The sequence below is a fragment of the Pseudomonas sp. GL-RE-26 genome, from assembly GCF_019956275.1.
Classification (GTDB): Bacteria; Pseudomonadota; Gammaproteobacteria; order Pseudomonadales; family Pseudomonadaceae; genus Aquipseudomonas; species Aquipseudomonas grandcourensis.
Window position 1 is genome coordinate 1 of record NZ_JAHBDI010000068.1, and the last position, 3,408, is coordinate 3,408.

Sequence of the window (3,408 nt, forward strand, 5' to 3'; positions counted from 1 at the left end):
GGGGCATGGGGTTCGACCTGTTGTTATTGTCTGAATGCGCTGAGAACCCTGTGGGAGCGAGCTGTGGCGAGGGGGCTTGCCCCCGTTTGAGTGCGCAGCACTCACAAGATCTTCGATACATCGGAAATTTTGGGGCTGCTTCGCAGCCCAACGGGGGCAAGCCCCTCGCCACAGATCGCTCCCACAGTGGATAGTGTGGATTTACTGAATCGATTCCTGGCTTTTGAGCGTCTGCTCCAGCGCCTGCACGCAGCGCTCCTCGGCGGTATCCAGTTCCAGTTTCATCTGTTCGATGTCGAGCATTTGCTGTTCAAGCTGCTCCCGACGCTCGCTGATTTTCGCCAGCATGCTGTGCAACTGTTTGGTGTTACCGCTGGACGGGTCGTAGAGCTCGATCAGCTCGCGGCATTCAGCCAGGGAGAAACCGATGCGCTTGCCCCGCAGGATCAGCTTCAGGCTGACTTTGTCGCGGGGCGAGTAGATGCGTTCCTGACCGCGACGCTCGGGGCTGAGCAGGCCTTGCTCTTCATAAAAGCGAATGGCGCGGGTGGTGATGTCGAGCTCGCGGGCGAGATCGGAAATGCTGTAGGTCTGGCTGCTCATGGGCGCGCTCGCAAAAGGTCATGGCGCTAAGCTAATGGCAGGTTGACGTTTACGTCAAGGGGTAGCGATTTTTGCTGTTCTTGCTGGCCCCATCGCGAGCAGGCTCGCTCCTACAGGGGATCTTCGTAGTACACAGATTTCGTGTTCACAGTAAATTCAATGTGGGAGCGAGCCTGCTCGCGATGAACGATAACTCGGTATAAGGCCCTACACCTTCTCGAGCTTTTTCTCCTGCGCCGTCACCTGCTGGCACAACTCGATCATCTGCTCGCGCATCCAGCGGTTCGCCGGGTCCTGGTCGGTGCTTTCGTGCCAGTAGAGGTGGGTTTCCACCGGCGGCACATCGTTGACCGGCAGATAGAAGGCGTGCAGGTCGTTACGGCGGGCGAAGCGCTCCGGCACGGTCATGACCATGTCGGTCTGCTGCAACACTTGCGAGGCCATCAGGTAATGCTGGGAGCGCAGGGCGATCTTGCGCTGGATGCCCATCTTGCCCAGAGCCAGGTCGACATAGCCGAGGCCGCTGCGACGGCTGGAAATATGGATGTGGGTCAGGCTCAGGTAATCATCCAGCGTGAGTTTCTCCTTGCCCGCCAGCGGATGCCCCTTGCGCATGGCGCACACATAGCGGTCCTCCATCAACTTGACGTGACGCACCTGCGGGTCGGTGTTGAGTGGCGCATCCACCGCGAAGTCGAGACGACCGGCCGCCAGTTCCTTGGTGGTTTCCCGGCGTTTGGACAGGAAGCTTTCGATGATCACCGCCGGCGCCAGGCGACGCAGGCGTTGGAATAGCAGCGGCAGGATCACCGCTTCGGTGAGGTCGGTCATGCTGATGCGATAGGTCTTGACCGCTTGCTGCGGATTGAAAATGCGGCTTTCCTGCACCGACACGCGCAGCAGCGAGAGCGCATTGCGCACCGGACCGATGATGTTCTGCGCCATGGGCGTGGGCACCATGCCTTGGGCGGTGCGCACAAACAACGGATCGTTGAAGGTTTCGCGCAACCGGGCCAGAGCGTTCGACACCGCCGGCTGGGTAATCCCCACAATCTGCCCGGCACGGGTCAGGTTGGCTTCGGTATAGATCGCGTCGAAGACGATGAAAAGGTTGAGATCGACCTTGCTCAGATTCATTACGCGGCTCTCTTATTGTGTGGGCGGGCTGACCGTGACGATCAGCCGATCATATATCGGTGATGAATGTTTATACACGCCGAGAATAGGCTAGGTAAATTATCAACGCTGTTCTAGCATCGATACATGACCTAAACAACCTCCCCCAAGAAGGTATCTCGCTCATGGATTTCGCTTATTCGCCCAAGGTTCAGGAACTGCGTGAGCGCGTAACAGCGTTCATGGACACCTACGTCTATCCTGCCGAAGCCGTGTTCGAGCGCCAGGTTGCCGAAGGCGATCGCTGGCAGCCGACCGCGATCATGGAAGAACTCAAACTCAAGGCCAAGGCCGAGGGCCTGTGGAATTTGTTTCTACCTGAGTCCGAGCTCGGTGCCGGCCTGACCAACCTCGAATACGCGCCATTGGCGGAAATCATGGGCCGTTCGCTGCTGGGACCAGAGCCGTTCAACTGCTCGGCACCGGACACCGGCAACATGGAAGTGCTGGTGCGTTATGCCAACGAAGAGCAGAAGCAACGCTGGCTCGAACCCTTGCTGCGCGGCGAGATCCGCTCGGCATTCGCCATGACCGAACCGGACGTTGCGTCCTCCGACGCCACCAACATGGCCGCCCGTGCCGTGCGCGATGGCGACGAGTGGGTGATCAACGGCAAGAAATGGTGGACGTCGGGTGCTTGCGACCCGCGCTGCAAAATCCTGATTTTCATGGGGCTGAGCGATCCGGACGCGCCACGTCACGCCCAGCACTCGATGATCCTGGTGCCGGTGGATGCGCCTGGTGTGAAGATCGTGCGTCCGCTGCCGGTGTTTGGATACGACGATGCACCTCATGGCCACGCCGAAGTGCACTTTGAAAACGTGCGGGTGCCGTACGAAAACGTCCTGTTGGGCGAAGGACGCGGCTTCGAAATCGCACAGGGTCGCCTTGGCCCGGGTCGGATTCACCACTGCATGCGTTCGATCGGCATGGCCGAGCGCGCACTGGAACTGATGTGCAAACGCTCGGTGAGCCGCACGGCGTTCGGCAAGCCTTTGGCACGCCTGGGTGGCAACATCGACAAGATCGCCGACTCGCGGATGGAAATCGACATGGCACGCCTGCTGACGTTGAAAGCGGCGTACATGATGGACACCGTCGGCAACAAAGTGGCGAAAAGCGAGATCGCGCAGATCAAGGTCGTGGCGCCGAACGTTGCGCTGCGGGTGATCGACCGGGCGATCCAGATCCATGGCGGGGCAGGGGTTTCCAACGATTTCCCGCTGGCCTACATGTATGCGATGCAGCGCACCCTGCGCCTGGCCGACGGCCCGGACGAAGTGCACCGTGCGGCGATCGGCAAGTTTGAGATCGGCAAATATGTGCCGAAGGAAATGATGCGTAGCGGACACTAAGACCGCAAAGAATTTGTGGGCAGTGAGTATTTGTGGCGAGGGGGCTTGCCCCCGTTGGACCGCGAAGCGGGCCTGAATCCATTCACCGTGTTGGCTCTGATACAACGCGGTGGATGATTCGCGAGGGTGTAATTAGTTTTGTGTAAACGGTCATTTGGCAGGAGACTGCCTACCCCAAGGAAATCCAATGACCGAGCCAAAATCCAAGCGCGCCAAACGAGTCAAACCTGATCCTGAACTGGTTAAATTGGCCGACAGCCTGCTGAGCAATTAC

The 3,408-nt window shown here is 59.1% G+C and carries 3 protein-coding genes; 1 reads left to right on the top strand and 2 read right to left on the bottom strand.

The genetic code is table 11. The annotated features are described in order from the left end of the window. Positions 1–201: 201 nt before the first annotated feature. A complete protein-coding gene (locus KGB07_RS26495) occupies positions 202–603 on the bottom strand; it encodes a MerR family transcriptional regulator (RefSeq protein WP_085725920.1) in 402 nt (133 codons plus the stop codon). Positions 604–810: 207 nt separating this feature from the next. Then, the gene (locus tag KGB07_RS26500) at positions 811–1,740 is read right to left on the bottom strand and encodes a LysR family transcriptional regulator (RefSeq protein ID WP_046037805.1); all 930 of its coding nucleotides are present in this window, start codon (positions 1,738–1,740) and stop codon (positions 811–813) included. Positions 1,741–1,904: 164 nt separating this feature from the next. Here KGB07_RS26500 and KGB07_RS26505 point away from each other — a divergent pair, with 164 nt between their 5' ends. Further along, on the top strand, positions 1,905–3,134 hold the full coding sequence (locus KGB07_RS26505) for an acyl-CoA dehydrogenase (protein ID WP_046037806.1): 1,230 nt from the start codon (positions 1,905–1,907) through the stop codon (positions 3,132–3,134). Positions 3,135–3,408 lie beyond the last annotated feature (274 nt).

What these genes read in the sequence shown, in the direction of transcription:
- KGB07_RS26500 (WP_046037805.1), bottom strand. Translation starts at nt 1,740, where the DNA reads ATGAATCTGAGCAAGGTCGATCTCAACCTTTTCATCGTCTTCGACGCG.
- KGB07_RS26495 (WP_085725920.1), bottom strand. Translation starts at nt 603, where the DNA reads ATGAGCAGCCAGACCTACAGCATTTCCGATCTCGCCCGCGAGCTCGAC.
- KGB07_RS26505 (WP_046037806.1), top strand. Translation starts at nt 1,905, where the DNA reads ATGGATTTCGCTTATTCGCCCAAGGTTCAGGAACTGCGTGAGCGCGTA.